We start from the raw sequence: 23,580 nt of genomic DNA, 5'->3' as shown, positions 1-23,580 counted from the left end.
ACGATATGGCCGTTTATCAGCCACTGGCGGTCATAATTTAGTCCACTTTGTGAGGGCGATCATGGAAAATATAATGTACAAGCCAGTTATTGGCGTCGTGATGTGTAGAAACAGGCTTAAGGGTCACCAGACCCAGACTCTGCAAGAAAAGTACCTGAATGCCATTGTTAACGCTGGCGGACTGCCGATTGCCCTGCCGCACGCGCTGGCCGAGCCGGAACTGCTGGATGCGTTAGTCGATAAACTGGACGGGATCTACCTGCCAGGCAGCCCCAGCAACGTGCAGCCGCACCTTTATGGTGAAAACGGCGATGAGCCTGACGCCGACCCCGGGCGTGATCTTCTGAGCATGGCGCTAATTAACGCCGCGCTCGAAAGGCGCATCCCCATTTTCGCCATCTGCCGAGGGCTGCAGGAACTGGTTGTCGCCACCGGCGGGACTCTGTATCGTCGTCTGTTTGAACAGCCGGAACTGCTGGAGCATCGCGAAGATCCTGAACTACCGGTGGAGCAGCAGTATGCGCCGTCCCACCAGGTGGAGGTGCAGGAAGGGGGTTTACTTTCTCAGTTAATACCGGGCTGCAACACGTTTTGGGTAAACTCGCTACACGGCCAGGGCGCAAAAACGCTGGGTTCGCGTCTGCGCGTGGAGGCCCGTTCACCGGATGGGCTGGTTGAGGCGGTCAGCGTCAACGACCACCCTTTCGCGCTGGGCGTACAATGGCATCCTGAATGGAACAGTAGCGAATACGCCCTGTCGCGTATGTTGTTTGATGGTTTTATCACCGCCTGTCAGAACCATGTCGCCGAAAAGCGGCGGCTCTGACCACTACAGTTAAGGAAATGCAAATATGAGCGATGACGGACTGGCGCCAGGGAAACGTCTGTCAGAGATCCGCCAACAGCTGGGTCTTTCACAGCGTCGTGCCGCCGAACTGTCTGGGTTAACACATAGTGCCATCAGCACCATAGAGCAGGACAAAGTCAGTCCTGCCATCAGTACGCTGCAAAAGCTGCTGAAAGTATATGGGCTGTCGCTCTCGGAATTCTTTTCTGAACCCGAAAAGCCGGATGAACCGCAGGTCGTCATTAATCAGGACGATCTTATCGAAATGGGGAGTCAGGGCGTTTCAATGAAACTGGTTCATAACGGAAATCCGAACCGTACGCTGGCGATGATTTTTGAAACTTACCAGCCTGGGACCACAACCGGGGAGAGAATTAAGCATCAGGGTGAGGAGATAGGCACCATACTGGAAGGTGAGATCGTGCTGACGATTAACGGTCAGTCGTACCACCTGGTGGCTGGACAGAGCTATGCCATTAATACCGGCATCCCTCATAGCTTCAGCAACACCTCGGCAGGTATCTGCCGCATTATCAGTGCCCATACCCCCACCACATTCTGATTTCTTAGCCTGAGCAGGTTTCAGGCTTTCTTCAGGCCTGTCGCGGCGGATGTAATATTTCCGCCGCGGCGAAGAACTCGCAGCGATAATACCTGCGCAGCGCGGAAATCTTATTTCCTGCCGGCCCTCAGATAATTAACGCCAGTGAATGGCGAAAAACGGTACTCAACTCCGGGGATGCTCTGCACCCTGAAAACGCCGAACCCTATATTTTGCCGATGATGTTTTTAAGGAGTCATGATGAATTTTCAGCACCTGGCTTACTGGCAGGAAAAAGCGAAAAACCTGGTCATTGAAACGCGCTTATTTATTAACGGCGAATATTGCGCCGCGGCCGATGATACCACTTTTGAGACTATCGACCCTGCCGCACAGCAGACATTGGCGCAGGTCGCCCGCGGTAAAAAAGCCGACGTCGAACGGGCAGTGAAAACCGCGCGTCAGGCTTTTGATAACGGCGACTGGTCGCAGGCCTCCCCGGCCCGGCGTAAAGCGGTTCTCACGAAATTTGCCGACCTGATGGAAACCCATCGTGAAGAGCTGGCGCTGCTGGAAACGCTCGATACCGGCAAACCGATTCGCCACAGCCTGCGCGACGATATTCCCGGCGCCGCCCGCGCCATTCGCTGGTACGCCGAAGCGCTGGATAAAGTCTATGGCGAAGTCGCGCCCACCGGCGGCAACGAGCTGGCAATGATCGTTCGTGAACCGATTGGCGTGATTGCCGCGGTGGTGCCGTGGAACTTCCCGCTGCTGCTGGCCTGCTGGAAACTCGGCCCGGCGCTGGCGGCTGGTAATAGCGTAATCCTCAAACCCTCGGAAAAATCGCCGCTCACCGCCCTGCGTCTGGCAGGGCTTGCGAAAGAAGCCGGACTTCCGGACGGGGTGTTAAACGTGGTCAGCGGCTTTGGCCACGAGGCCGGGCAGGCGCTGGCGCTGCATCCTGACGTTGAAGTCATTACCTTCACCGGATCCACACGTACCGGCAAACAGCTGCTAAAAGATGCCGGCGACAGCAATATGAAGCGCGTGTGGCTGGAAGCCGGCGGCAAGAGCGCCAATATCGTCTTCGCCGACTGTCCGGATCTGCAAAAAGCGGTCAACGCCACCGCCGGCGGTATCTTCTATAACCAGGGGCAGGTCTGCATCGCCGGCACCCGCCTGCTGCTGGAAGAGAGCATCGCTGATGAGTTCCTGACGTTGTTGAAAGCGCAGGCGCAAAACTGGCAGCCGGGTAATCCGCTCGATCCCAATACCACCATGGGGATGTTAATTGATAACGCCCATGCCGACAGCGTACACAGCTTTATCCGCGGCGGTGAGGCCAAAAGCACGCTATTCCTCGACGGGCGGAAAAATCCGTGGCCTGCCGCCGTCGGCCCGACCATTTTCGTCGATGTCGACCCGTCCTCAACCCTCAGCCGCGAAGAGATCTTCGGCCCGGTGCTGGTCGTCACGCGCTTCAAAAGCGAAGAACAGGCGCTGCAGCTGGCCAACGACAGCGACTACGGTCTCGGCGCCGCGGTGTGGACCCGCGATCTGTCGCGCGCCCACCGCATGAGTCGCCGCCTGAAGGCCGGCTCGGTCTTCGTCAACAACTACAACGATGGTGATATGACCGTCCCGTTCGGCGGCTATAAGCAGAGCGGCAACGGGCGCGATAAATCGCTGCACGCGCTGGAAAAATTCACCGAACTGAAAACCATCTGGATTGCTCTGGAGTCTTGATCATGACTGAACATACCACTAGTTACTACGCCGCCAGCGCCAACAAGTATGAACCGTTCCCGACGCTGGAGGAATCAATCAACTGTGACGTCTGCGTCGTCGGCGGCGGTTACACCGGCCTCTCCTCGGCCCTGCATCTGGCCGAAATGGGCTACGACGTAGTAGTGCTGGAAGGCGCGCGTATCGGCTTCGGCGCCAGCGGCCGCAACGGCGGACAGCTGGTTAACTCCTATAGCCGCGATATCGACGTTATTGAGAAGAACTACGGCCCGGATGCGGCCAAAATGCTCGGCAGCATGATGTTCGAAGGCGGCGATATTATTCGCGAGCGCATCCAGCGTTACCAGATCCAGTGCGATTACCGCCCAGGCGGCCTGTTTGTGGCCATGAACCATAAGCAAATGGAAACGCTGGAAGAGCAAAAAGCCAACTGGGAGCGCTACGGCAATACCCAACTGGAACTGCTCGACAGCCATGCCATTCGTCGCGAAGTAGACAGCGACCGCTACGTCGGCGCCCTGCTCGACCACAGCGGCGGCCATATTCACCCGCTGAACCTTGCCATCGGCGAAGCGGACGCCATTCGTCTTAACGGCGGCCGGGTGTATGAGCAGTCGCCGGTGACCCGAATTCAGCACACCAGCCCGGCGGTAGTCAGTACCGCTCGCGGCCAGGTAACCGCGCGCTACGTGATCGTCGCCGGTAACGCCTATCTCGGCGACAAGCTTGAACCGGAGCTGGCAAAACGCAGCATGCCGTGCGGCACTCAGGTCGTGACGACCGCTCCGCTGTCGGAAGACTTAGCCCGCTCGCTGATCCCGAAAAACTACTGCGTGGAAGATTGTAACTACCTGCTGGACTACTACCGCCTCACCGGCGATAACCGCCTGCTGTACGGCGGCGGCGTGGTCTACGGCGCACGCGATCCGGACGACGTTGAGCGCCTGATCATGCCGAAACTGCTGAAAACCTTCCCGCAGCTGCAGGGGGTAAAAATTGACTACCGCTGGACCGGCAACTTCCTGCTGACCCTGTCGCGTATGCCGCAGTTCGGCCGTCTCGATAACAATATTTACTACATGCAGGGCTACAGCGGCCACGGAGTGACCTGTACCCATCTGGCCGGACGCTTGATTTCAGAACTGCTACGCGGCGATGCCGAGCGCTTCGATGCCTTCGCCAAACTGCCGCACTACCCGTTCCCGGGCGGGCGCAGCCTGCGAATTCCTTTTACCGCCATGGGCGCCGCCTACTACAGCCTGCGCGATCGCCTTGGGGTCTGATTTGCCGTTCGGTTCCGTGATTAACTTTTGCTAAAGGGTGTTTATTATGAGCAACAATGAATTCCATCAGCGTCGTCTTTCCGCTACCCCGCGCGGCGTGGGCGTTATGTGCAACTTCTTCGCCCAGAGCGCGCAAAACGCCACGTTGACCGATGTCGAAGGCAATGAATATATCGATTTCGCCGCCGGCATCGCGGTGCTGAATACCGGCCATCGCCATCCGCGGATGGTCGCCGCGGTTGAACAGCAGCTACAGCAGTTTACCCATACCGCCTATCAGATAGTGCCTTATGAAAGCTATGTGTCGCTGGCCGAGAAGCTCAACGAACTGGCGCCGGTAAAAGGCCCGGCAAAAACCGCCTTCTTCTCTACCGGCGCGGAAGCGGTCGAAAACGCGGTGAAGATCGCCCGTGCCCATACCGGACGCCCGGGCGTTATCGCCTTCGGCGGCGGTTTCCATGGCCGTACCTATATGACGATGGCGCTAACCGGTAAGGTCGCGCCGTACAAGCTAGGCTTCGGGCCGTTCCCCGGCTCGGTATACCACGTGCCGTATCCGTCAGCGCTGCACGGTATCAGCACCGCCGATTCGATTACCGCCCTTGAACGCCTGTTCAAAGCCGATATCGAAGCCAAACAGGTGGCGGCGATTATTTTCGAACCGGTACAGGGCGAAGGCGGTTTTAACGTCGCGCCGAAAGAGCTGGTTGCCGCAGTACGCCGCCTCTGCGATGAGCACGGCATCGTGATGATTGCCGATGAAGTACAGAGCGGCTTCGCCCGCACCGGTAAATTGTTCGCCATGGATCACTATGCCGATAAACCGGATCTGATGACGATGGCTAAAAGCCTGGCGGGCGGCATGCCGCTTTCCGGCGTGGTCGGCAACGCGCAGATCATGGATGCCCCGGCGCCGGGCGGCTTAGGCGGCACCTACGCCGGCAACCCGCTGGCAGTGGCGGCCGCGCATGCGGTGCTGGATATCATTGATAACGAAGCGCTGTGCGAGCGCGCGCAGTTCCTCGGCGAGCGCCTGCTGGCGACGCTACAGGAAGTGAAGGGCTGGTGTCCGGCGCTGGTGGAAGCGCGCGGCGTGGGTTCGATGATCGCCGCCGAGTTTTTCGACCCGGCGACCGGCGAACCGTCGGCGGCGATTGCGCAGAAAATCCAGCAGCAGGCGCTGGAGCAAGGCCTGCTGCTGTTGACCTGCGGTCAGTATGGCAACGTCATTCGCTTCCTCTATCCGTTGACCATCCCGGATGCGCAGTTCTCCCGCGCGCTGACGATTCTGCAGAGCGTCACGCGTCTGTAACGCCCTCCGCCGGCGGCGCTGGTCGCCGGCTGTTTTCCTCGCTGCTGACGATACATTGCTGGGGATAGTGCTGCTGAAAATAGTGGCGTAGAAACTCCACGGTGGTGCGGATTTTGGCTGAGGTCGCCAGCCGCGACACGTAGACCGCCCAGACGTTGGCGGGCTGAAAGTAGTCCGGCAGCACGTGCACCAAATGGCCGCTGGCGATATTTTCACTGACATCCCACCAGGAACGTAACGCAATCCCCTGCCCATCCAGACACCACTGATGCACGATCTCACCATGGTTGGAGGAGAGCGGCCCGGTCACCTTGATCGCGTGCTGACCCTCTTTGCTGTGCAACTGCCAAACGCCAAACGGATGGTCGCGCTCTTTGATCACCAGGCAGGGTAAGGTAGCCAGATCGCTAAGCTGCTTCGGTTGCGGATGGCGGGCAAGAAACTGCGGCGACGCGCAGAGAATACGATGGTTGGTCGCCAGCTTGCGGGCAATCAGATTCGGCGCGATATCGTCGCCGACGCGAATATCGAGATCCACCCCTTCATTGACTAAATCCACCAGCCGGTCCTGGACATCGAAGCGCAGCTCAAGTTGTGGGTACTGGCGCGCCAGCGCCGACAGCGCCGGGGCCACCACCCGACGGCCAAAGCCAAAGCTGCTGATAATACGCAGCGTTCCCTGCGGTACCTGACGCACGTCGGAAAGCTCGTCCATCATCTCATCCACATCCTGCAGAATGCGCTGCGCCCATTCGTAGATCCGCTCCCCTTCTTCGGTAATGGTGACCCGACGGGTGGTACGGTGCAGCAACATCACATTCAGGGTTTGCTCCAGCAGCGAAACCCGCTTGCTGACGAACGCCGGCGATACGCCAAGCTCCTCGGCGGCGGCAGCAAAACCGGCCCGGCGAGCGACCAGCATGAACACGCGTAAATCATTTAGCAGCGGCAGATTATTCATGATCTGTGTTTTATGTTTCACCAGTTAGCGTGATTAATTATGAACCAGTCAATTATAGGATAGGCAGGTGGTCAAACATCATCGCTAAAAAGTGAGAACCGGAATGAAAAAAACCTGTCGTATTGCCGCCATCCCCGGTGACGGAATTGGTAAAGAAGTTCTGCCTGAAGGTATTCGCGTGCTGCAAGCCGCCGCGCAGCGTTGGGATCTGTCGCTGAGCTTCGAACAGATGGAGTGGGCAAGCTGCGAATATTACGCCCATCACGGCAAGATGATGCCGGACGACTGGCGCGAGCAATTGCAGGGCTTCGATGCTATCTATTTCGGCGCCGTCGGCTGGCCGGATACCGTCCCCGACCATATCTCCCTATGGGGTTCGCTGCTGAAGTTCCGCCGTGAGTTCGATCAGTACGTCAACCTGCGCCCGGTGCGCCTGTTCCCCGGCGTCCCCTGCCCGCTGGCGGGTAAAAAGGCCGGCGATATCGATTTTTACGTGGTGCGCGAAAATACCGAAGGTGAATATTCCGCCCTCGGCGGTCGCGCCAATGAAGGCACCGAGCATGAAGTGGTGATTCAGGAGTCGGTCTTCACCCGCCGCGGCGTTGACCGGATCCTGCGCTACGCCTTTGAGCTGGCGCAAAGCCGCCCGCGCAAAACGCTGACTTCCGCAACCAAATCTAACGGCCTTGCGATCAGCATGCCCTACTGGGATGAGCGCGTGGAAGAGATGGCCAAAAGCTATCCCGAGATTCGCTGGGACAAGCAGCATATCGATATTCTCTGCGCCCGCTTCGTGCTGCAGCCGGAACGTTTCGACGTGGTCGTCGGCTCCAATCTGTTTGGCGATATTCTGTCGGATCTCGGCCCGGCCTGTACCGGCACTATCGGTATTGCGCCGTCGGCTAACCTCAATCCCGAGCGCGCCTTCCCGTCGCTGTTCGAACCGGTTCACGGGTCGGCGCCGGATATCTACGGTAAAAATATCGCCAACCCGATCGCTACCGTTTGGGCCGGGGCGATGATGCTCGATTTCCTCGGCAACGGCGATGAGCGCTACCACGCCGCGCATAACGGTATTCTGGCAGCGATAGAACAGGTGATCGCTAGCGGTCCGAAAACTCCGGACATGAAAGGCACCGCCTCAACGCAGCAGGTCAGCGACGCTATCTGCAAGGCCATTTTGGCGTAATTACCCGGCCGCTCCCCGGTCGCGCTGCGCTTACCGGGGCTACAATGGCACGAGAATATCGCCCGATCGCGTAGCCCGGGTAAGGCGTAGCCGCTACCCGGGAAGACCTGCGCCAACTCCCCTCTCTCCTCTGAATGCAGAATCCCCCACGATTGACAAGTGAACCGCATCACAGCGGCGAACTTTATTCATTCCCGAAAGGAAAGAACCTGCGCCAATTCACCTTTTATTATTTCCGTTCCGTGTTTTATTGCTTCACGAATCGGCCAATTGTTTAATTCATGTAACGAAGAAATAATCCAATTGTTAATAGTATTTTGCTACGAACCCTGACCCTACAGCGTGATAACAACGACAGGCTAAAGCCACCGACGGGCAACCGTGCCCAGGAGATCACTCATGTTGAGCAACGTAAAGAAAAAAGATGTGCCGCTGATTGTCATCAGTCTCGCGGCCATTGTTTTCATCGCCGCTACATTAAGTCTCTTCCCCCAGCAAACCGCGCAGGCGGCTAATTCGATTTTTAACGGCGTTACCCGCCTGCTGGGTTCCGCGGTACAAGTGCTGGTGCTGCTGGCGCTGGGACTGGTGTTGTATCTGGCCACCAGCAAATACGGCAATATCCGGCTCGGCGAAGGCAAAGCCGAGTACAGCACTCTCTCATGGCTGTTTATGTTTATCTGCGCCGGGCTCGGCTCCTCTACGCTGTACTGGGGTGTTGCCGAGTGGGCTTATTACTACCAGACCCCTGGCCTGAATATTGCGCCGCATTCAGCAAAAGCGCTGGAATACAGCATCCCGTACTCTTTCTTCCACTGGGGCATTAGCGCGTGGGCGACCTACACCCTCGCCTCGCTGATCATGGCCTATCACTTCCACGTACGGAAAAACAAAGGGCTCAGCCTCTCCGGGATCATTTCGGCGATCACCGGCGTCAATCCGCAGGGCTTCTGGGGTCGTCTGGTTGACCTGATGTTCCTGATAGCCACCGTCGGCGCGTTAACCATTTCGCTGGTGGTCACTGCCGCCACCTTCACCCGCGGCCTGTCAGCACTCACCGGACTGCCGGATAACTTCACCGTCCAGGCGTTTGTGATCCTGCTCTCCGGCGGTATTTTCTGCATGAGTTCGTGGATTGGCATCAACAACGGCCTTCAGCGTCTGAGCAAAATGGTCGGCTGGGGGGCGTTCCTGCTGCCGTTGGTGGTATTACTGGTTGGCCCGACCGAATTCATCACCAATAACATCATCAACGCCATCGGTCTGACGACCCAAAACTTCCTGCAGATGAGCCTGTTTACCGACCCGCTCGGCGACGGCGCCTTTACCCGCAGCTGGACCGTCTTCTACTGGTTGTGGTGGATCTCCTATACCCCAGGCGTGGCGATGTTCGTCACCCGCGTCTCCCGCGGACGTAAGATTAAAGAGGTGATCTGGGGGCTTATCCTCGGCAGCACCGTCGGCTGCTGGTTCTTCTTCGGAGTGATGGAAAGCTACGCCATGCATCAGTTCGTCAACGGCGTGATTAACGTGCCGCAGGTCATGCAGACCCTCGGCGGCGAAACCGCCGTCCAGCAGGTGCTAATGTCGCTGCCGGCGGGCAAGTTATTCCTCGCCGCCTATCTGTTCGTGATGATTGTTTTCCTCGCTTCGCACATGGATGCGGTGGCTTACACCATGGCGGCGACCAGTACCCGTAACCTGCGCGAAGGCGAGGATCCGGATCGCGGCATGCGCCTGTTCTGGTGCGTGGTGATAACCCTCATCCCACTATCGATTCTGTTTACCGGCGCTTCGCTGGAAACCATGAAAACCACCGTGGTGCTAACCGCCTTACCGTTCCTTGCCATTTTACTGATCAAGACCGGCGGCTTCGTACGCTGGCTAAAACAGGACTACGCCCACGTGCCTGTGCATCAGATAGAAACCCATACGCCCGAGCCGATCGTTAAAGCCGAGACGCTGCCGGTTGGCGCGGTACTCAAAGGCGACGGCCAGTCGCTGTAAAAAACGCTTACTGACAATAATCACAAGGTGACCCTACATGAGCAATTTAAGCCCTGACTTTACCCTGCCGATTAACTTTTGCGCCAATCCGCAGGACGCCTGGACCATTCCGGCCCGTTTTTACACCGACAGCCAGGCGTTTGAGCACGAGAAAGAGCGTATCTTCGCCAATAGCTGGATTTGCGTCGCCCACGGCAGCGAAGTCGCCAGGCCGAACGATTACATTACCCGGGAGATCATCGGCGAAAATATCGTTATCGTCCGCGGGCGCGACAACATTCTGCGCGCCTTCTATAACGTCTGCCCGCACCGCGGCCACCAGTTGCTGAGCGGCGAAGGTAAAGCCAAAAACGTGATTACCTGCCCCTATCACGCCTGGGCCTTCAAGCTGGACGGCAATCTCGCCCACGCCCGCAACTGCGAAAACGTGGAGAATTTCGATAGCGAAAAGGCAAAGCTTGTGCCGGTTCGCCTTGAAGAGTATGCCGGCTTCGTGTTTATCAATATGAACCCACAAGCGGAGAGCGTGGAAACGCAGCTACCGGGGCTGCAGGACAAAGTGCTGGAAGCCTGCCCGGATGTGCATGAGCTGAAACTGGCGGCGCGCTTTACCACTCTTACCCCGGCGAACTGGAAAAATATCGTCGATAACTATCTGGAATGTTACCACTGCGGCCCGGCGCACCCGGGCTTCTCGGATTCCGTGCAGGTTGACCGTTACTGGCACACCATGCACGGCAAATGGACGCTGCAGTATGGCTTCGCCAAGCCGTCCGAGCAGTCGTTTAAATTCGAAGAAGGCACCGACGCCGCGTTCCACGGTTTCTGGCTGTGGCCGTGCACCATGCTCAACGTCACGCCGATCAAGGGCATGATGACCGTCATTTATGAATTCCCGGTGGATGAAGAGACCACCCTGCAGAATTACGACATTTATTTCACCAACGAAGAGCTGACCGACGATCAGAAAGCGCTGATTGAGTGGTATCGCGACGTGTTCCGCCCGGAAGATTTACGTCTGGTGGAAAGCGTGCAAAAGGGGCTGAAGTCCCGCGGTTATCGCGGCCAGGGGCGCATTATGGCGGATAACAGCGGCAGCGGTATCTCCGAGCACGGGATCGCCCATTTCCATAATCTGGTCGCCCAGGTGTTCCAGCCGTAATCGTTGAAGGAGTTAGCCATGTCCGTATTTCACTCAAATCTGTTTCGCCAGCAGGCGCTGATTGCCGGAAGCTGGCGCGACGCAGCCGACGGTACGACCCTTGCCGTCAGCAACCCCTCCACCGGCGAGGCGCTCGGCCAGATCCCGAATATGGGACGGACGGAAGCGCAGCAGGCGGTGGATGCCGCCGCTGCCGCGCTGCCGGCATGGCGCGCGCTTACCGCCGCCCAGCGCGCCGCGTTATTGAAGAACTGGCACCGCCTGATCCTCGAAAACAAGACCGCGCTGGCGCAGATAATGACCGCCGAGCAGGGCAAGCCGCTGGCGGAAGCGGAAGGCGAAATCGCCTATGCAGCCTCGTTTATCGAGTGGTTTGCCGAACAAGGGAAACGCGCCAACGGCGAGATAATCCCCTCCCCCGGCGCCGATAAACGCCTGATGGTGATCCGCCAGGGCGTGGGGGTCTGCGCGGCGATCACCCCGTGGAACTTCCCGGCGGCGATGATCACCCGTAAGGCCGGCCCGGCGCTGGCCGCGGGTTGTACGATGGTAATTAAGCCTGCCAACGAAACGCCATTTACCGCGCTGGCGATGGCGGAACTGGCGAATCAGGCCGGGATCCCGCAGGGCGTGATTAACGTTGTCACCGGGCAGTCGCGTGAAATTGGCGCGGTGTTCACCGGCGATGAGCGGGTGCGAAAGCTCTCCTTTACCGGCTCGACCGAAGTTGGCCGCGTGCTGATGCGCCAGTGCGCGGAATCCATCAAAAAGCTCTCTTTAGAGCTCGGCGGTAACGCGCCGTTTATCGTCTTTGACGACGCCGATATCGATAAAGCCGTCGAGGGAGCGCTGATCGCCAAGTTCCGCAACGCCGGGCAAACCTGCGTTTGCGTCAACCGCTTCTATATTCATCGCGCCGTCTACGACCAATTCTGCGATAAGTTCGTCGCCCGCGTCGCCGCCCTGAAAGTCGGCGATGGCAGCGAGTCCGATGTACAGATTGGCCCACTTATCAACGCCGACGCCGGGCGCAAAGTCCAGTCCCTGCTCGACGACGCCCTGAGCCGCGGCGCCACGCTGTTAACCGGCGGAAAAGCACATCCGCTGGGCGGTAATTTCTTCACCCCTACGGTTATCGGCAACGTACAGCCGGGGTCACTGCTGCTGCAGGAAGAGATTTTCGGCCCGGTGGCCGCGCTGGTGAAATTTGAGGATGAGCAAGAGGTCATTGAGCAGGCCAATAACACCATCTACGGCCTCGCCTCCTATTTCTACAGCAACGATGCCGCCCGTATCTGGCGCGTCTCCGAGCAGCTGGAATACGGCATGGTCGGCATCAATACCGGGCTGATTTCCAACGAAGTCGCGCCATTTGGCGGGGTGAAACAGTCGGGTCTTGGCCGCGAAGGCTCGGAACACGGAATCGAAGATTACCTGGAGATGAAGTATCTCTGCCAGGGGTTGTAACTGTATTCTCCCGGCGGCGGCTCTGGCCACGCCGGGATTTTTGATGGAGTTCAGCGATGTCTGATTATCAAATGTTTAAGACGATCGTTCGCGATGTTGAACAGATCACCGCCCAGGTTAAGCGTTTTACGCTGGTATCGTCGACCGGCGCCCCGCTGCCGGCATTCAGCGGCGGTAGCCATATAATCGTCCAGATGCAGGATGGCGAGCAGCGCTACAGCAATGCCTATTCGCTCATGAGCTCGCCGCTGGATACCACAAGCTGGCAGATTGCGGTGCGTCTTGAGTCGCCTTCCAAAGGCGGCTCGCGTTTTATGCATCAGCAGGTGCGACCGGGCGATACTCTGGCGGTGTCCACCCCCAACAACCTGTTCGCCATCGAACCGCAGGCGCGAAAACATCTGCTGATCGCCGGCGGCATCGGCATCACGCCGTTTTTAGCGCATATTCCTGAACTGGAACAGCAGCAGGCCGACTGGCAACTGCACTACTGTTTCCACGACGCCGACAATAATGCTTTCGTCGATGCGCTCAGCGCAGCGCCGTGGCGCGACCGGGTCAATATTCACATATCAGCGCTCGGCAGCCGTCTCGATCTGTCGCGCCTGTTCGCCGACATCGAGCCCGGAACCCACGTCTATACCTGCGGCCCGGCTGCACTTAACGAGGCGGTGAAAGCCGCCGCCGAACGGTATCAGGTTCCCGCCAGCCAGCTGCACTTTGAGCAATTTATCCTTGAGGATAAAGGCGGAGAGGCATTTACGCTGGTGCTGGCGCGTTCCGGACGCGAATTTACCGTGCCGCAGGATATGACCATTTTACAGGTGATTGAGAATAACAAAGCGGCGAAGGTGGAATGCCTGTGCCGCGAAGGGGTGTGCGGCACCTGCGAAACGATGATTCTGGAGGGCGAAGCCGACCACCGCGATCAGTACTACAGCGATGAAGAGAAAGCCAGCCAGCAGAGTATGCTGATCTGCTGCTCACGCGCTAAAGGCGGCCGGTTGGTGCTGGATTTATAGCTCGCTCTCCGGCCAGCGGCGCTGGCCGGAGAGACAATCACAATTCCAGCTCGCGGCGCAGCAGTTCGGCGATATCCTCGGGGCTTGCCGCATTTACCAGAGCGGTACGAAAACCCTCATGCATAATGCGCCGCGCCAACCGTGAGAAGATCCGCATATGCTGGTCACCCGCCGAGTGTTTGTTCAGCGTCAGCATAATGACAAATTGCGCTTCTTCATCGCCCCACATCACCGGTTGCGCCAGCCGCGCGACGCTGATGGTCGACTGCTCAATATGCTCGGATTTACTGTGCGGAATGGCGAAGCTAAAGCCCAGACCGGTGGAGAACACCGCCTCGCGGGCCCACAGGTCTGCCTCCAGCTTACGCGGATAGCGGCAACGCCCGGCCAGCAGCAGATTATCAGTCATCCCTTTCAGCACTTCTTCCTTGCTGCGCCAGTCGCTATTAAGCGTAATGCACTGGGTGCTCACCAGCGGAACATCCTGCTGACGCATGCGGAACTGGGCCAGCAGATGCTCGACTTCCAGTGAGGTACGGCACTGCATCGCCTGATTCAGTAGCTGGCGGCAGGCGCGGCTATCCAGTTGCGCCAGGCGCGCCTTAGTCGCCGGGATTGCCGGCGCGCTCATACTCAATTCATCTAAACCGAGGCCAACCAGCAGCGGCAGTACCGATCCTTTCGCCCCCAGCTCGCCGCACAGGCCAATCCATTTTCCCTGACGATGCACCGCCTGCACGGCATAGTCCAACGCGCGCAGGAAGGCCGGGTTCAGGCTGTTGTAATGACGCGTCACTTTAGCGTTATCGCGATCGACCGCCAGCAGATACTGCGTTAAATCGTTGCTGCCGATGCTAAAGAAATCGACCTCTTCACAGCACTGATCGATGATAAACATCACCGACGGCACCTCCAGCATGATGCCGAGCGGGATCTTTTCATCAAACGGGATCTGTTCGGCGCGCAGCGACTGCTTGGCCTCCGCCAGCCGCTCTTTCACCCACAGAATCTCCTCCATTGATGAAATCATCGGGATCATAATTTTCAGCGAGCCGTGCGCCGAGGCGCGTAAAATGGCCCGCAGCTGAGTATGAAACAACGCTTGATACTCTTCATAGATGCGTACCGCGCGGTAGCCGAGGAACGGATTGTTTTCCGCCGGAATATTGAGATACGCCACCGGCTTATCGCCGCCGATATCCATGGTGCGCACGATAATACTGCGCCCGTTAGCGGGCTCAAGCGCCTGACAAAAGATGTTGTAGAGCTCATTTTCCGACGGCGCGCCGGGACGGTCCATATACAACATTTCGGTACGGAACAGCCCAACCGACTGCGCGCCGTTATTAAATGCCGCCACCGCTTCCACCGAATGCGCGATATTGGCGGCGATCTCTACGCGGATGCCGTCTTGCGTCTGCCCGGCTTTATCAAGCCATACCTGCTGCTGTTGCTGAATTTGCCCCTGTAGCCAGGACTCCTGCTGATAATAGCGCGCTACCGCTGGGCTGGGGTCCACCACCAGCAGCCCGGCATTACCGTCGATCTGTACCTGAGTATCGACCCACGGCAGCAGCGCCGGCAGGTCAACGCCCACCAACGTAGGAATATTGAACGAACGGGCCAGAATGACAGTATGTGAAGTTGTGCCGCCGCTGCGCAGCAGTAGCCCTTTCAACTGCGACTTATCTAGTTCCAGAAACTGGCTTGGGGTTAGTTCATCGGCAAGACAAATAGCCGCTTCCCGCAGTTGTCCCGGTGCCGGAAAGCGATCTTCGCCATAGATATGCTGCAATAGCTGGAAGCAGACGTCGCGGACATCCAGCACTCGTTCCTGCAGATAGCTGTTGCCGGAATCGCGGAACTGGGTGCAGAAGTGGTCGCCGGTGGCGACAATAGCCTGTGCGCAGCTAAGGCCGGTGAGAATACCGCCAAGCAGGTGCTGGCGCAGCGAAGCATCGGTCGCCAGCGAACGGTGAGCTTGCAGAATCGCGCTGGCGGTGCCGTCATTGTCCAGCAACCGCAGATCGATATCCTGCACCAACAGACGCAAACCGTTATCCAGCGCCGTCTGCTCCTGTTCAAGGCCGGCGGCGACAGGCAGTTCGCCAAGGTCGTGAAGATCGCGTGATTTGAGATGAACCAGCTTACCGCCAGCACTGCCGGCGCACACCGGGCGCGCAGGGAACAGCGTTGGGTTCAGCCGCGACAGCGATTCCGGCACCGGCTGGACATCCAGCGTTTGCGCAGAGGGCAGCGGCGCATCGCAGTGCGGAAATTCATTTTCAATAAACGCGGTTAACGCGGCATACGCTTCGTCTTCATCCTCCCCGCTGATAATCAGCTGACAGGCGTCTCCTTTTAGGGTGTTGCTGCCGATAATCGCCAGCGCGCTTTTCGCATTCCCGCGACCGTCGCTCCGCAGATTCCGCCACTCAACCGCCGACGAAAAACGGTTACACAGCGTTTCGACCAGGCTTGCCGGGCGCGCATGCACGCCATTTGGCAAATCACATATGAATTCAATTACCAGTGCCATCGCCTTCCTCCTGAGCAATGCGTTATTTCAGCCAAAGGTAATGAAAGTAGTGGCAATGAACTACGTGATAAAACTGGCAATTACTGGACTATTGTACACATACATCTTTTTTATGCTCGCCATCACAATTCATCAGTTCAGGCGTACGTAGCCCTAATAACAGCTAAGATTTGAGGTGGATCGCAATTCCTTTCTCACCTTACAAATATCCAGTAAATGCACTTTTTCTCTACTATTTTATACCCCGCCCTTTTTCTAATGTTGAGGCATCAATACTGTCACGGGCCACACAGCGCTCAGGAGCAAGCAATGAACGAACTGGTGCACATACTAAAAAATACCCGCCAGCATCTGATGACCGGCGTCTCACACATGATCCCCTTCGTCGTTTCCGGCGGGATCCTGCTGGCGGTGTCCGTCATGTTATATGGCAAAGGCGCGGTGCCCGATGCCGCCACCGACCCTAATCTGAAGAAGCTCTTTGATATCGGCGTCGCCGGGCTGACGCTTATGGTACCTTTCCTTGCCGCCTACATCGGCTACTCCATTTCTGACCGCGCCGCGCTGGCCCCCTGCGCCATTGGCGCCTGGGTCGGCAACGGCTTCGGCGCCGGCTTCTTCGGCGCGCTGATAGCCGGAATGATTGGCGGTCTGGTGGTCTATTACCTGAAAAAAATTCCCGTTCATAAAGTTCTACGCTCAGTGATGCCTATCTTCATTATTCCCATCATCGGCACCTTTATCACCGCCGGGATCATGATGTGGGGCCTCGGCGAACCGGTGGGCGCGCTGACCGCAAACCTGACCAGCTGGCTGCAGGGGATGCGCGAAGGCAGCATCGTGGTGCTGGCCATCATTATGGGCCTGATGCTGGCCTTTGATATGGGCGGCCCGGTTAACAAAGTGGCCTACGCCTTTATGTTGATTTGCGTCTCTCAGGGCGTCTACAGCGTCGTGGCAATCGCCGCGGTCGGCATCGCCGTACCGCCGCTGGGCATGGGGCTGGCGACGTTAATTGGTCGCCAATATTTTACCGCCGAAGAGCGTGAAACCGGCAAGGCCGCGCTGGTGATGGGCTGCGTCGGGGTGACCGAAGGCGCCATTCCTTTTGCCGCCGCCGACCCGCTGCGCGTTATTCCCGCCAACATGATTGGCGCCGCCTGCGGCTGCGTCACCGCCGCGCTGATGGGCGCGCAGTGCTATGCCGGCTGGGGCGGGCTTATCGTGCTGCCGGTGGTCCAGGGCAAACTCGCCTTTGTCACCGCACTCTTTGTCGGCGCCTGCGTCAGCGCGGCCTGCGTCATCGCCCTGAAAGCATTCACCAAAAAGCAACCGTCCGACGCCCAGGCCGACGATGAATTAGATCTTGATTTCGAAATTAACTAACAGACTGGAAGGAACACCTTATGACCCACATTATCGCCGTCACCGCCTGCCCATCGGGCGTCGCCCATACCTATATGGCCGCCGAGTCGCTGGAAAGCGCCGCTAAAGCCAAAGGCTGGCAGGTTAAGGTAGAAACCCAGGGTTCCATCGGCATTGAGAACGAACTCACGGCGGAGGATATCGCCGCTGCCGATATGGTCATTCTGACCAAAGATATCGGCATTAAGTTTGAAGAACGTTTTGCCGGGAAAACCATTGTGCGCGTCAATATCAGCGATGCGGTAAAACGCGCCGACGCCATCATGAACAAGATAGACAGCCACCTTTCCCAGAACGCCTGAAGCCCAAAAGAGGCGCTTACGCGCCTCTCAGACTGCTGACAAAGAAGGAAAAAGCGTGGTTTTTCCTTCTTTGTGGTTATCAGCCGAAAATCAATAAATTGATTTTCCTTGTTATTTGCCTGGTGCAATTTGCAAGCTCAATGATTGCATGAGGTTTGTCATTAATCTCAGAGGCGCTACGCGCCTCTTCGCCACAACACGGAGTTTGTCATGACGAATCGTACGCAACGCCTGAAAACCAGCCTGTTCGCCCAGCCGCGCGAAATCTCCCTTGAACGCGCATTGCTTTATACCGCCAGCCATCGGCTGACGGAGGGCGAGCCGGTGATTATCCGCCGGGCGAAAGCCACGGCGTGGATCCTCGATAAGGTGGCCATTTCGATTCGTGATGATGAACTGATTGCCGGCAACCGCACCGTTAAACCACGTGCGGGAATTATATCGCCGGAGATGGATCCCTACTGGCTGCTCAACGAACTCGACGCCTTCCCGACCCGCCCGCAGGACCGCTTCGCGATAAGCGAAGAAGATAAACGAATTTACCGCGAAACGCTGTTCCCTTACTGGGAAAAGCGCTCAATGAAAGATTTCATCAATGGTCAAATGACCGAGGAAGTAAAGGCTGCTATCAGCACGCAGATTTTCAGCGTTAACCAGACGGATAAAGGCCAGGGCCATATTATTATCGACTATCCGCGGCTGCTGAATCATGGCCTTGACGCGCTGATCGCCGAGCTGAAATCACACTGCGCCCGGCAGCCTGATAACCACTTTTATCAGGCGGTATTGATCTTACTTGAAGCCTCTCAGCGCCATATTTTGCGCTACGCCGCGCTCGCGGAAGAGATGGCCGCCAACTGCGCGAATGCCCAGCGTCAGCGGGAGCTGGCAACCATCGCCGCGACCTCACGCCATAACGCGCAGCATCGGCCGCAGGATTTTGCCCAGGCCTGCCAGCTGTTCTGGTATATGAACATTATTTTGCAGTATGAATCCAACGCCAGCTCGATTTCGCTCGGGCGTTTTGACCAGTACATGCTGCCTTTTTATCAGGCGTCGCTGACTCAGGGTCAGGATCCCGCTTATCTCAAGGAGCTGCTGGAGTCGCTGTGGGTAAAATGCAACGATATCGTTCTGCTGCGATCTTCCAGCAGCGCGCGCTATTTCGCAGGTTTCCCTACCGGTTACACCGCCCTGCTTGGCGGACTGACGGAAACCGGGCGTAGTGCGGTAAACGTACTGTCCTTTCTTTCTCTCGATGCTTACCAGAATGTGCAGCTACCGCAGCCGAATCTGGGAGTACGGGTCAATGAACTAATAGATCGCCCGTTCCTGCGCAAAACCGCTGAGACCATTCGCCTGGGCACCGGGATCCCGCAGATTTTCAACGATGAGGTGGTCGTCCCGGCCTTCCTCAACCGCGGCGTGTCGCTGGAAGATGCCCGCGATTACGCGGTGGTCGGCTGCGTGGAGCTCTCTATTCCCGGGCGCACCTACGGCCTGCACGATATCGCGATGTTTAATCTGCTGAAGGTGATGGAAATTGTGCTGCAGGAAAATGAACAGCAGCCCGATGTCAGCTGGGACGGCCTCATTAGCCAGATCCGCGACAAAATCCGCCATTACATCAAGCTGATGGTTGAAGGCAGCAACATTTGCGATATCGGACACCGCGACTGGGCGCCGGTCCCCCTGCTGTCATCCTTTATCGAAGATTGCGTGCAGCACGGCAAAGATATCACCGCAGGCGGCGCGCGCTATAATTTCTCCGGCGTTCAGGGCATCGGTATCGCTAACCTGAGCGATTCGCTGCACGCGCTGAAGGGCATGGTCTTCGAGCAACAGCGCCTCAGTTTTGCCGAGCTGATGGCGGTGCTAAAAACCAACTTCCGCACGCCGGAAGGAGAAAAAATCCGCGCCCGCTTGATCAACCGTTACGAGAAATACGGCAACGATATCGACGAAGTCGATAATATTAGCGCCGATCTGCTGCGTTTTTACTGTAAAGAGGTAGAACGGTATCTGAACCCTCGCGGCGGCCATTTTACCCCTGGCTCATATACCGTCTCCGCGCATGTGCCGCTGGGCTCGGTCGTCGGCGCGACGCCGGACGGTCGACTGGCTGGCGAACAGCTGGCGGACGGCGGCCTGTCGCCAATGGTTGGACAGGATGCTCAGGGGCCGACGGCGGTGCTGAAATCGGTCAGCAAACTGGATAACTATCTGCTGTCGAACGGTACGTTGCTGAACGTCAAATTCACCCCGGCAACGCTTGCCGGAGATGGCGGCCTGAACAAACTGGCAGACTTTTTACAGGCCTTCTGCAAGCTCAAGCTGCAGCACATCCAGTTTAACGTGGTCAACGCCGACACCCTGCGTGAAGCGCAGCAGCGGCCGCAGGACTTCGCAGGCCTGGTGGTGCGCGTCGCGGGCTACAGCGCCTTCTTTGTTGAGCTGTCGAAGGAGATACAGGATGACATTATCCGCCGCACCGCGCATCAGCTGTGAGGTCATCGAAACGCGCGCCGATACGGCGCGCATTTTTAACCTTCAACGCTACTCGCTTAATGACGGACAAGGCATCCGCACGGTGGTATTTTTCAAAGGTTGCCCTCATACCTGCCCGTGGTGCGCCAATCCTGAATCGATCTCGCCAAAGATTGAGACCCTGCGCCGGGAGAGTAAATGCCTGCGCTGCACGCGCTGCCTGCAGGATGTCGCTGAGTGTCCCTCCGGCGCATGGGAGCAGATAGGCCGGGATGTCACGCTCGATGCTCTGCTGCGCGAGGTGCTTAAGGACGAGGTCTTCTTCCGGGCATCCGGCGGCGGCATCACCCTGTCAGGTGGCGAAGTACTGATGCAGGCCGGATTTGCTGCCAGTTTCCTCCAGCATCTGCGCCAGTGGGGGATCCACACCGCTATCGAAACCGCAGGCGACTGCGCCTTTAACCGTTTCCTCCCGGTCGCCGAAGCCTGTGACGAAATACTGTTTGATTTGAAAATCATGAATAGCGAGCGGGCCCATTCACTACTGCAGATGAATCAGCCGCGGGTACTGGACAACTTTCGTCAGTTGGCCAGCCGCAAAATGAATCTTATCCCGCGCGTGCCGCTGATCCCTGGCTACACGATGAACACGGAGAATTTTAAGCAGATCTTAAATTTCCTCGCGCCGTTCGGTCTGACGGAGATTCACCTGTTGCCGTTTCATCAATATGGCGAGGCGAAATACCGTCTGCTGGCTAAAAGCTGGCCGCTGGCCGGCGTCAACGCTCCCCAAGAGGCGGATATTCATCCTTATCAAGCGCTGGCTGAAGCAGCAGGATATCACGTCACTATCGGCGGTTAACGCCTGGAGGATGTTATGGACTTCAACATTGTCGCCGTGACCGCCTGCGTGAGCGGGGTTGCACATACCTATATGGCAGCCGAGCTGCTGGAAAAAGTCGGTCACCATGAAAAATGGTCTCTGAAAGTGGAAACCCAGGGCGCGCTCGGCGTGGAAAACCGAATTAGCGAAGAGGATATTGCCCGCGCCACGGTGGTGTTACTGGTAACCGATATCGAAATCGATGGCGCTCAGCGCTTTAACGGACTCCGTACCATTAAAACCAGTATCGCCACATTCCTGTTGCAGCCACAGCAAATTGTCAAAGCCGTTAATAGCATTATGAAAAAGCCGGTCGTTTACCTGGAAGTTCCCTGACCGGCCACGGCGCTTATTGCACGTCGAGCAGCCACTTTTGCGCGGGCGTCAGGCGGCTCGCCGTTTCCGGTGTCAGCCAGCGCTGCTGGTCCTGCTGCGCGGTATCAGCACGGTCAATATATAAGCCATGAAGCACGCGCCTTCTGCTGCCTTCACGATTGCGGGTGCCGCCGTGCCAGGCATGCGCGTTATAAATCATTACGCTGCCGGCCGGCGCGGCAAAAACAATTTCATCAGGATGCGTCTTTTCGGGATCCGCCAAAACCTCTTCCGGCAGCTCCGGGCGCAGATGGGTCGCCGGAATAATCCTCGGCGCCCCGTTGGCGGCGCTCAAATCATCAATAGCCCATATCGTATTGACCAGATGCACTTTCGGGAAGTCTACTCGCGGCTTTTTCCAGTCGGCGTGCAGCGGTTGATGACCACCGTTATACAGCGCCTCGCGGGCATTAAGGCTGGAAACCTTAAACGCGCCATTAAAAATATAACGACAGGCGGAAAGAATGAGCGGATGTGACCACACCTTTTCCCAGATAACACCCTTGTTGATGAGGTTGGCAATACGCGTCGCCGTCGCCTCCTGATGGTGTTCCATCGCCAGATTCTCGCCTTCACGTTCCACCAGCGCGTCAATGCGCTCGCGCATCTCGTTCAGCCACTGAGGATCAACGACGTTGTGCACCACGGTATAGCCAAGCGTATCAAGTTCATGTTTCATTTGGTCGCTTAACGTCTGGGTCGCGCCAAGCGCAGCCAGATGAACCGTCGATTGTGAGTCCATATTGTCTTCCTTTTAACTTTTAGATAACACAATCAAACTCTACGATGCGGACAACGACCAGGCAGGAAGGAAAAACTACGAAAAACTGGATATCCGTACGCCAGCCACAAAAATGTGAGCCTTATCAATAATTGCCGATGGGTAAATTCGTTGAAAATATTCACCCATTTAATAATGCATCCGCCGCGCGCCGTAAGGCGGAACATCAGGATAAAAAAGATTATAATCAACGAGATAATTTTAACTCGGGGTCGACAGGATGATTGATGATCTGGCGGGCATACTAAATCGTTTAGTTAATCAAAAAGATAGGCTGCAAGTCCGCTTTCCGGAACCGGATATTCCCGTTCCGGCGCTGGCGCTGAAGGTGCCCTTCCCGCGCCTGGAGATTGTCCTTGAAGGCGAGCTTCATGAACAGGGGCTGCCGCTATCCGCGGCGGTCTTAGCCACATCCCAGGTACTCTACGTACAGGCGGGAAAGTGGACGCTACCCGAGTGGACCGGCCCGGCGGCCACGCTCAGCATTTTATTCGGCCGCCAAAAGCTCGGCTTTTGCCTCCAGCGCTGGGACGGTAAAACACTACATACTGAAAAGCAAAACGTCGCCAGGCTGGGCCCCCGCGTTGGCTCCTATCTGCTGCTGGCGTTGAATGAGGTCTGCCTGCAGCCTGACCCAATAACCGCCCGGCTGGTAGTTTCCGCGCTGTTAAGCCACTGCCTTGAACAACTAGTCGGGCTGGAAATGCGCGTAAGCCGCAGCCGCGATCTGTTTTTAGCCGTTCAGGATTATCTACAAGAAAATCTAAGCCAGCCGCTGACCCGAGAATCGGTGGCCAGACGCTTTCATATTACCCCGAACTATCTTTCGCATATATTTCAGAAGTCAGGCTCGGTGGGCTTTAATGAATATCTAACCGCCGTGCGGCTGGAAAAAGCCAAGCAACTATTACGCGGTTATGATTTAAAAGTAAAAGAAATTGCGCATAATTGCGGCTTCATCGATAGCAACTATTTTTGCCGGGTGTTTAAACGTAATACTGAACGTTCACCCTCGGAATATCGTCGGCACTGCCGTAGCGCGCAGCAACGATAATCATCCCCAGGGTAAATAAGAATGGACTGACCTCGCGGAATTATTCCAACGACCTACCACTCCATGGCGACGAGATCAGTGGCGCGGATACTAAAGCGTTCGCTGGAAGTGTAATTAGCACAATGTGCTACATCAGCAGCTAATTAACGTATCTCCGCGCCAAATCAATTTTTATCCCGGCTGAACGTTCACCT

At 57.2% G+C, this 23,580-nt stretch carries 19 protein-coding genes and 1 pseudogene; 17 read left to right on the top strand and 3 right to left on the bottom strand.

Translation table 11 applies throughout. The annotated features are described in order from the left end of the window. The first annotated feature begins 73 nt into the window (after nt 1-73). From puuD to puuE, 5 genes are all read left to right on the top strand, one after another. Entirely contained in the window at nt 74-826 is a 753-nt protein-coding gene (puuD, locus tag PGR10_RS00220) for a gamma-glutamyl-gamma-aminobutyrate hydrolase (RefSeq protein WP_183269024.1), read from the top strand. Between the two features lie 25 nt (nt 827-851). After that, nucleotides 852-1,409, top strand: coding sequence for an HTH-type transcriptional regulator PuuR (puuR, locus tag PGR10_RS00215; RefSeq protein WP_002898590.1), 558 nt, complete (start codon nt 852-854; stop codon nt 1,407-1,409). 240 nt (nt 1,410-1,649) lie between these two features. Then, nucleotides 1,650-3,137, top strand: coding sequence for an aldehyde dehydrogenase PuuC (gene puuC / locus PGR10_RS00210; protein ID WP_213793831.1), 1,488 nt, complete (start codon nt 1,650-1,652; stop codon nt 3,135-3,137). Nucleotides 3,138-3,139: 2 nt separating this feature from the next. Next, nucleotides 3,140-4,420, top strand: coding sequence for an NAD(P)/FAD-dependent oxidoreductase (locus PGR10_RS00205; protein ID WP_045397003.1), 1,281 nt, complete (start codon nt 3,140-3,142; stop codon nt 4,418-4,420). Between the two features lie 46 nt (nt 4,421-4,466). After that, complete coding sequence (gene puuE, locus PGR10_RS00200) at nt 4,467-5,732, top strand: 4-aminobutyrate transaminase (RefSeq protein ID WP_045386357.1); 1,266 nt, start codon at nt 4,467-4,469, stop codon at nt 5,730-5,732. Here the strand turns inward: puuE and PGR10_RS00195 are convergent. Further along, nucleotides 5,719-6,714: a LysR substrate-binding domain-containing protein gene (locus tag PGR10_RS00195; protein ID WP_430922459.1), complete on the bottom strand. Its 996-nt coding sequence runs from the start codon at nt 6,712-6,714 to the stop codon at nt 5,719-5,721. The genes puuE and PGR10_RS00195 overlap by 14 nt on opposite strands. A gap of 82 nt (nt 6,715-6,796) precedes the next feature. On the opposite strand from PGR10_RS00195, the gene PGR10_RS00190 reads away from it, so the two are divergent. The 5 genes from PGR10_RS00190 to PGR10_RS00170 all read left to right on the top strand — a co-directional run bounded on the left by PGR10_RS00190 (nt 6,797) and on the right by PGR10_RS00170 (nt 13,540). Further along, nucleotides 6,797-7,882, top strand: coding sequence for a tartrate dehydrogenase (locus PGR10_RS00190; RefSeq protein WP_087858052.1), 1,086 nt, complete (start codon nt 6,797-6,799; stop codon nt 7,880-7,882). Nucleotides 7,883-8,281: 399 nt separating this feature from the next. Continuing rightward, on the top strand, nt 8,282-9,889 hold the full coding sequence (locus tag PGR10_RS00185) for a BCCT family transporter (RefSeq protein WP_430922729.1): 1,608 nt from the start codon (nt 8,282-8,284) through the stop codon (nt 9,887-9,889). A 37-nt stretch (nt 9,890-9,926) separates the two neighbouring features. Continuing rightward, nucleotides 9,927-11,051 (top strand): carnitine monooxygenase, oxygenase subunit YeaW, encoded by a 1,125-nt coding sequence (gene yeaW / locus PGR10_RS00180; RefSeq protein ID WP_430922728.1) that lies wholly within the window; start codon nt 9,927-9,929, stop codon nt 11,049-11,051. Between the two features lie 18 nt (nt 11,052-11,069). Continuing rightward, nucleotides 11,070-12,518, top strand: a complete 1,449-nt coding sequence (locus PGR10_RS00175; protein ID WP_271032326.1) for an NAD-dependent succinate-semialdehyde dehydrogenase — start codon at nt 11,070-11,072, stop codon at nt 12,516-12,518. A 56-nt stretch (nt 12,519-12,574) separates the two neighbouring features. Continuing rightward, the gene (locus tag PGR10_RS00170; protein WP_430922727.1) at nt 12,575-13,540 is read left to right on the top strand and encodes a PDR/VanB family oxidoreductase; all 966 of its coding nucleotides are present in this window, start codon (nt 12,575-12,577) and stop codon (nt 13,538-13,540) included. Nucleotides 13,541-13,577: 37 nt separating this feature from the next. Here the strand turns inward: PGR10_RS00170 and ptsP are convergent, their stop codons facing one another. Beyond that, complete coding sequence (gene ptsP / locus PGR10_RS00165) at nt 13,578-16,079, bottom strand: phosphoenolpyruvate--protein phosphotransferase (RefSeq protein WP_430922726.1); 2,502 nt, start codon at nt 16,077-16,079, stop codon at nt 13,578-13,580. Between the two features lie 309 nt (nt 16,080-16,388). On the opposite strand from ptsP, the gene PGR10_RS00160 reads away from it, so the two are divergent. The 5 genes from PGR10_RS00160 (at nt 16,389) to PGR10_RS00140 (ending at nt 21,512) form a co-directional block, all read left to right on the top strand. After that, nucleotides 16,389-17,465, top strand: coding sequence for a PTS fructose transporter subunit EIIC (locus PGR10_RS00160; RefSeq protein WP_087858057.1), 1,077 nt, complete (start codon nt 16,389-16,391; stop codon nt 17,463-17,465). Nucleotides 17,466-17,485: 20 nt separating this feature from the next. After that, nucleotides 17,486-17,806, top strand: a complete 321-nt coding sequence (locus PGR10_RS00155) for a PTS fructose-like transporter subunit IIB (RefSeq protein WP_087858058.1) — start codon at nt 17,486-17,488, stop codon at nt 17,804-17,806. Nucleotides 17,807-18,016: 210 nt separating this feature from the next. Beyond that, nucleotides 18,017-20,314, top strand: coding sequence for a formate C-acetyltransferase (locus PGR10_RS00150; RefSeq protein ID WP_430922725.1), 2,298 nt, complete (start codon nt 18,017-18,019; stop codon nt 20,312-20,314). Then, complete coding sequence (locus tag PGR10_RS00145; protein ID WP_430922724.1) at nt 20,280-21,155, top strand: [formate-C-acetyltransferase]-activating enzyme; 876 nt, start codon at nt 20,280-20,282, stop codon at nt 21,153-21,155. Before PGR10_RS00150 ends, PGR10_RS00145 begins: the two co-directional genes overlap by 35 nt. Nucleotides 21,156-21,170: 15 nt before the next feature. Then, on the top strand, nt 21,171-21,512 hold the full coding sequence (locus PGR10_RS00140; RefSeq protein WP_047065412.1) for a PTS fructose-like transporter subunit IIB: 342 nt from the start codon (nt 21,171-21,173) through the stop codon (nt 21,510-21,512). Nucleotides 21,513-21,525: 13 nt separating this feature from the next. Here the strand turns inward: PGR10_RS00140 and PGR10_RS00135 are convergent, their stop codons facing one another. Further along, the gene (locus tag PGR10_RS00135) at nt 21,526-22,230 is read right to left on the bottom strand and encodes a phytanoyl-CoA dioxygenase family protein (RefSeq protein WP_372585008.1); all 705 of its coding nucleotides are present in this window, start codon (nt 22,228-22,230) and stop codon (nt 21,526-21,528) included. On the opposite strand from PGR10_RS00135, the pseudogene PGR10_RS00130 reads away from it, so the two are divergent. Together PGR10_RS00130 and PGR10_RS00125 are read left to right on the top strand one after the other, a co-directional pair. Then, a pseudogene (locus PGR10_RS00130) lies at nt 22,197-22,316 on the top strand (hypothetical protein); the annotation flags it as partial. The gene PGR10_RS00135 and the pseudogene PGR10_RS00130 overlap by 34 nt on opposite strands. Nucleotides 22,317-22,552: 236 nt before the next feature. After that, on the top strand, nt 22,553-23,386 hold the full coding sequence (locus tag PGR10_RS00125) for a helix-turn-helix transcriptional regulator (RefSeq protein ID WP_087858062.1): 834 nt from the start codon (nt 22,553-22,555) through the stop codon (nt 23,384-23,386). Nucleotides 23,387-23,580 lie beyond the last annotated feature (194 nt).

The sequence above is a fragment of the Klebsiella sp. 141198 genome, assembly GCF_050600785.1.
Lineage (GTDB): Bacteria > Pseudomonadota > Gammaproteobacteria > Enterobacterales > Enterobacteriaceae > Klebsiella > Klebsiella aerogenes.
The sequence above is the reverse complement of the archived record's forward strand: the minus strand, read 5'-3'. Positions and strand labels throughout refer to the sequence as shown.

Coding starts and splice junctions, on each gene's coding strand:
- PGR10_RS00190 (WP_087858052.1), top strand. CDS start 6,797: ATGAAAAAAACCTGTCGTATTGCCGCCATCCCCGGTGACGGAATTGGT.
- puuD (WP_183269024.1), top strand. CDS start 74: ATGTACAAGCCAGTTATTGGCGTCGTGATGTGTAGAAACAGGCTTAAG.
- PGR10_RS00145 (WP_430922724.1), top strand. CDS start 20,280: ATGACATTATCCGCCGCACCGCGCATCAGCTGTGAGGTCATCGAAACG.
- puuC (WP_213793831.1), top strand. CDS start 1,650: ATGAATTTTCAGCACCTGGCTTACTGGCAGGAAAAAGCGAAAAACCTG.
- PGR10_RS00170 (WP_430922727.1), top strand. CDS start 12,575: ATGTCTGATTATCAAATGTTTAAGACGATCGTTCGCGATGTTGAACAG.
- PGR10_RS00160 (WP_087858057.1), top strand. CDS start 16,389: ATGAACGAACTGGTGCACATACTAAAAAATACCCGCCAGCATCTGATG.
- PGR10_RS00205 (WP_045397003.1), top strand. CDS start 3,140: ATGACTGAACATACCACTAGTTACTACGCCGCCAGCGCCAACAAGTAT.
- ptsP (WP_430922726.1), bottom strand. CDS start 16,079: ATGGCACTGGTAATTGAATTCATATGTGATTTGCCAAATGGCGTGCAT.
- PGR10_RS00155 (WP_087858058.1), top strand. CDS start 17,486: ATGACCCACATTATCGCCGTCACCGCCTGCCCATCGGGCGTCGCCCAT.
- PGR10_RS00175 (WP_271032326.1), top strand. CDS start 11,070: ATGTCCGTATTTCACTCAAATCTGTTTCGCCAGCAGGCGCTGATTGCC.
- PGR10_RS00140 (WP_047065412.1), top strand. CDS start 21,171: ATGGACTTCAACATTGTCGCCGTGACCGCCTGCGTGAGCGGGGTTGCA.
- PGR10_RS00150 (WP_430922725.1), top strand. CDS start 18,017: ATGACGAATCGTACGCAACGCCTGAAAACCAGCCTGTTCGCCCAGCCG.
- PGR10_RS00125 (WP_087858062.1), top strand. CDS start 22,553: ATGATTGATGATCTGGCGGGCATACTAAATCGTTTAGTTAATCAAAAA.
- PGR10_RS00185 (WP_430922729.1), top strand. CDS start 8,282: ATGTTGAGCAACGTAAAGAAAAAAGATGTGCCGCTGATTGTCATCAGT.
- PGR10_RS00135 (WP_372585008.1), bottom strand. CDS start 22,230: ATGAAACATGAACTTGATACGCTTGGCTATACCGTGGTGCACAACGTC.
- puuE (WP_045386357.1), top strand. CDS start 4,467: ATGAGCAACAATGAATTCCATCAGCGTCGTCTTTCCGCTACCCCGCGC.
- puuR (WP_002898590.1), top strand. CDS start 852: ATGAGCGATGACGGACTGGCGCCAGGGAAACGTCTGTCAGAGATCCGC.
- yeaW (WP_430922728.1), top strand. CDS start 9,927: ATGAGCAATTTAAGCCCTGACTTTACCCTGCCGATTAACTTTTGCGCC.